Below are 3,624 nucleotides of genomic sequence, written 5' to 3' on the forward strand. Positions count from 1 at the left end.
GTGCTCAGGAAGAAGCAGAGAAGACCGGGAGGGCTGCCTAAGAAAGAGGAAGAGGAGACCGAGCTCTGAGGCAGCTTTTTAAATTCCTTCCCTCTTCTCTTTACGGTGTGGGTAATGTTCAGGTTCAAGCAGGTCATTGTCTCCCGGAAGGATCTGAAGCTCAGCAGGGGCAAGTTCGCCGTTCAGGTTGCCCACGGTGCCGTTACGGCAGCGATAAAGACCCAGAAGGAAAAGCCAGAGTGGTTTAGGGCCTGGTTTAAAGAGGGGCAGAAGAAAGTCGTCGTTAAAGCCGAGAACCTTGAGGAGCTCCTCCAGCTCAAGGAAAAGGCTGAAAAGCTCGACCTTCCGACGGCGCTGATCAGGGATGCCGGGTTAACCGAGATTCCCCCCGGGACCGTTACGGTTCTGGCCGTCGGCCCGGGCCCGGAGGAGCTGGTTGACAAGGTTACCGGCCATTTGAAGTTGGTGTGAGGCATGGACTACCGCGAGTTCTTTTCCCGCTTTAGGCATCTGAGCGGAAAGTCCGGAATAGGCGGGAAGATAAAGGCCCTCCCGGAGGATTTCGTGGTCATCGAAGAGTCCCTGCCTCAGATCTTCGAGGGGAGAAAGCAGGCGGTATTCCTCCTCAAGAAGAGGAACTGGGACACGATGGCGGTAATCAGGGAGATAGCCAAGAGGACGGGGATAAGCCACCGGGAGATAGGCTTCGCAGGGACCAAGGACAAGAGGGCGGTAACTTACCAGTACATAAGCGTGCCGGCGGGGGTGAAAGAGAAGGTTGAGGCCCTTCAAATAAGGGACGTTGAGCTTAGCTTTGTCTCATATGGAAGGTTCATCAAGCTCGGCCACCTTCTCGGCAACAGGTTTAGGATAATCGTGAAGGGAGTGGGCGAAGACGCTTTCGAGAGGACGAAGGAGATAGTAAGGGAACTCCGCGGAAAAGGGGGCTTTCCCAACTACTTCGGCTACCAGCGCTTCGGGGAGAGGCGCGTCGTCAACCACCTCGTCGGGAAGCTCCTCCTTCAGGGGAAGTTCGATGAAGCTGCGAAGCTCTTCATTGGGGAAGCTGACGGAACCATGGAAGGGGATGATGCCAGGAGGCACTTCTCGGAGGCGGGAGACGTTGAGCTAGCCCTCCGGGAGTTCCCCGGGTTTCTAAGGTACGAGAGAATGATGCTCCAGGTATATAAGAAGACTGGGAGCTGGAAGAGGGCATTCTTAGCTCTCCCAATGCCGATCCTCAGGATATTCGTCCACTCCTACCAGAGCTACCTCTTCAACCTCTACCTGTCGATGCGCATCGAGGAGGGACTGCCCCTTAACGAGGCCCTCGTTGGTGATATTGTGGTTCAGGTAAAAGGGGGAATCCCCCATCGCGACAGAACCTACCGCGTGACCGAGACGAACGTTAGCTTCGTGAACGAGAAGATAAAGCAAAGCCAGGCCATGGTCTCCGGGCCCCTCTTCGGATTCTTGATGAGGCGCGCGAAGGGTCTCCCTGGAAGGCTTGAGGAGGGGATCCTTGAGGAGGAGGGAATTTCCCTTGAAGCCTTTAAGAGGCTTCCAAAGTCCATGGCCGAACCCGGTGGCAGAAGAGAGCTCCTGATAAGACCCATCGGCCTTACCTACGGCTACATCCCGGGAACGGGCATCTGCCTCCGCTTTTTCCTGCCCAAGGGGGTCTATGCCACCAGCGTTTTGAGGGAGATTATGAAGGATCACTAACCAAAGGCTTATATCCATTCCTCCCCTTTTCGTTTCCAGGTGAAAGAAGTGGGGGTAAAGGTGATTTCTCTCGACATAGACGGCACGATTACCTATAGTGACAGGACGCTGAGCATAGAGGCACTGAAGGCGATAAGGCTCGCGGAAAATCTCGGTCTTCCAGTGATGCTCGTTACCGGCAACTCGGTTCCATTTGCGGAAGCCGCTGCGGTCTTTATCGGCACGAGCGGACCGGTTATTGCCGAGGACGGCGGGGCACTCTCCATTAAAAGCGAGGGGACGATGAGGAAGCGCGTTTTCCTAACAGACATGGACGAGGAATGGATCCTCTGGAGCGAGCTCAAAAAGCGCTTTCCTGAGGCGGAGCTGAGCTACTCGACGATGGAGAGGAAGGCCGGCCTCGTGATAACCCGGAAGGTTCCAGTTGAGGCCGTGAGGGGACTCATAGATGAACTCGGACTGAACCTTACCGCGGTAGATTCTGGCTTCGCAATACACGTCAAGAAGCCCTGGATCAACAAGGGGACAGGCATAGAGAAGGCCTGTGAGTTCCTCGGAATAAGCCCAAAAGAGGTTGCCCACGTCGGTGACGGCGAGAACGATTTGAGTGCCTTCCGTGTCGTAGGCTACCGCGTTGCAGTTGCCCAGGCCCCCGAGAGCCTTAAAGAGAATGCCGACTACGTCACGGAAAAGTCCTACGGCGATGGAGGAGCCGAGGCTATAATGTATATCCTGAAGAAGTTCGACTACCTCGGTGAGGGCTATGAAGATCAGGAAAGCGACCCTTGACGACATCAAAGTTATAGTTGACGTCCACACCGCCGGTGAAGACCTCTCCGGCCTTTCGTTGGGAGAGCGCTACCTCCACGGCGGCCCCTGGATGAGCGTTGAGACCTGTTCGGTCCACATAAACAACCTCCTCCTTGAGGGCCAGCTGCCGGTTGTTGCAGAACTCGACGGGAAGATTGTTGGAGAGGCAGAGGTCTTATTCTCAGAGGAGCCTCTTGGAGGGAAAACGAGAAGAATAGCGCACCTCGACGTCATCGAAGTTCACTCGGATTTCAGGAGGAGGGGAATTGGAAAGGCCCTCGTCGGGTTCATAGAAGAAGTCGCGAGGAAAGAAGGAGCCGAACTTTTAACCACCCAGCCGGACGAAGATGCAGTAGGCTTTTACAGAAAGCTGGGCTTGGATGAGCTTTTCTACGACGGCCTTCTCGTTGAAATCCCGACAACAAATTTCGAGCCAGCGGTTGTTGAACCCCTCCGCTACTTTCCGTGGGAGGCCGTTGAGTCCCTTGAGCTTGTCGCTGGCCGCTTCCAGAGTTCCTACGATATGTGGTTCTCAAGCTTCAGAGACCTCTTTGCTGGAATTCACGAGCTCATAGAGGCAGGGAGAGCAGGAAATTCTTACTACGTTCTAAAGTCCCTTCCCGGAAGGCCCGGAAAGGTGGCCCTCTTCCTCTGGGGTCTGAGGGAGGACGTTCCAAAAGCCGTTGCCAGGGCGGGAGAGCTGGGTTTTTGGAGGGTTCTGACGGTTCTCGATGGGGAAACCATGAAATCTTTGAAGGCGGAAAAGAAAGGGAAAGTGCCGATAATGGGAAAGGCCCTCACCTGAGGAACTCGAAGGCCAGAGCAACTTCCATTGCAGTACCAAGGTGGAGGACGCCTTCATCAACGTCAAAGCGCGGGTGGTGGTGGGGGTAGACTATTCCCTTTTCCTCGTTCCTTATGCCCAGCGTCAGGAAAGCTCCTGGCACTTTCTGGAGGTAGAAGGCGAAGTCCTCGGCGCCCATAGTCGGCTGAACGTTTCCATACTTGAGGCCGTACTTCTCGGCAACTTTCCTCGCGAAATCGGCCATTTTCTTCGAGTTTACCGTCGGAGGTGTCAGTTCCTCCACG

5 protein-coding genes are annotated in these 3,624 nt (G+C 55.1%); 4 read left to right on the plus strand and 1 reads right to left on the minus strand.

The features are described 5' to 3' along the window. Positions 1-114: 114 nt before the first annotated feature. From pth2 to MVD07_RS00370, 4 genes are read left to right on the plus strand one after another with little or no spacing between them, the layout of a single operon-like run. Positions 115-471: a peptidyl-tRNA hydrolase Pth2 gene (gene pth2 / locus MVD07_RS00355; protein ID WP_297497106.1), complete on the plus strand. Its 357-nt coding sequence runs from the start codon at positions 115-117 to the stop codon at positions 469-471. A gap of 3 nt (positions 472-474) precedes the next feature. After that, the gene (gene truD / locus MVD07_RS00360; RefSeq protein ID WP_297497099.1) at positions 475-1,725 is read left to right on the plus strand and encodes a tRNA pseudouridine(13) synthase TruD; all 1,251 of its coding nucleotides are present in this window, start codon (positions 475-477) and stop codon (positions 1,723-1,725) included. A 48-nt stretch (positions 1,726-1,773) separates the two neighbouring features. Then, positions 1,774-2,514: a phosphoglycolate phosphatase gene (locus MVD07_RS00365; RefSeq protein WP_297497108.1), complete on the plus strand. Its 741-nt coding sequence runs from the start codon at positions 1,774-1,776 to the stop codon at positions 2,512-2,514. Then, on the plus strand, positions 2,489-3,340 hold the full coding sequence (locus MVD07_RS00370; RefSeq protein ID WP_297497102.1) for a GNAT family N-acetyltransferase: 852 nt from the start codon (positions 2,489-2,491) through the stop codon (positions 3,338-3,340). The genes MVD07_RS00365 and MVD07_RS00370 overlap by 26 nt, the downstream gene beginning before the upstream one ends. Here MVD07_RS00370 and MVD07_RS00375 read toward each other — a convergent pair. Continuing rightward, on the minus strand, positions 3,333-3,624 hold a 292-nt coding region (locus MVD07_RS00375), incomplete at its 5' end, for a M20/M25/M40 family metallo-hydrolase (protein WP_297497104.1). The two genes, MVD07_RS00370 and MVD07_RS00375, sit on opposite strands and share 8 nt — an antisense overlap.

It is taken from the genome of Thermococcus sp., assembly GCF_027008145.1.
In the GTDB taxonomy this organism is placed as follows: Archaea; Methanobacteriota_B; Thermococci; order Thermococcales; family Thermococcaceae; genus Thermococcus.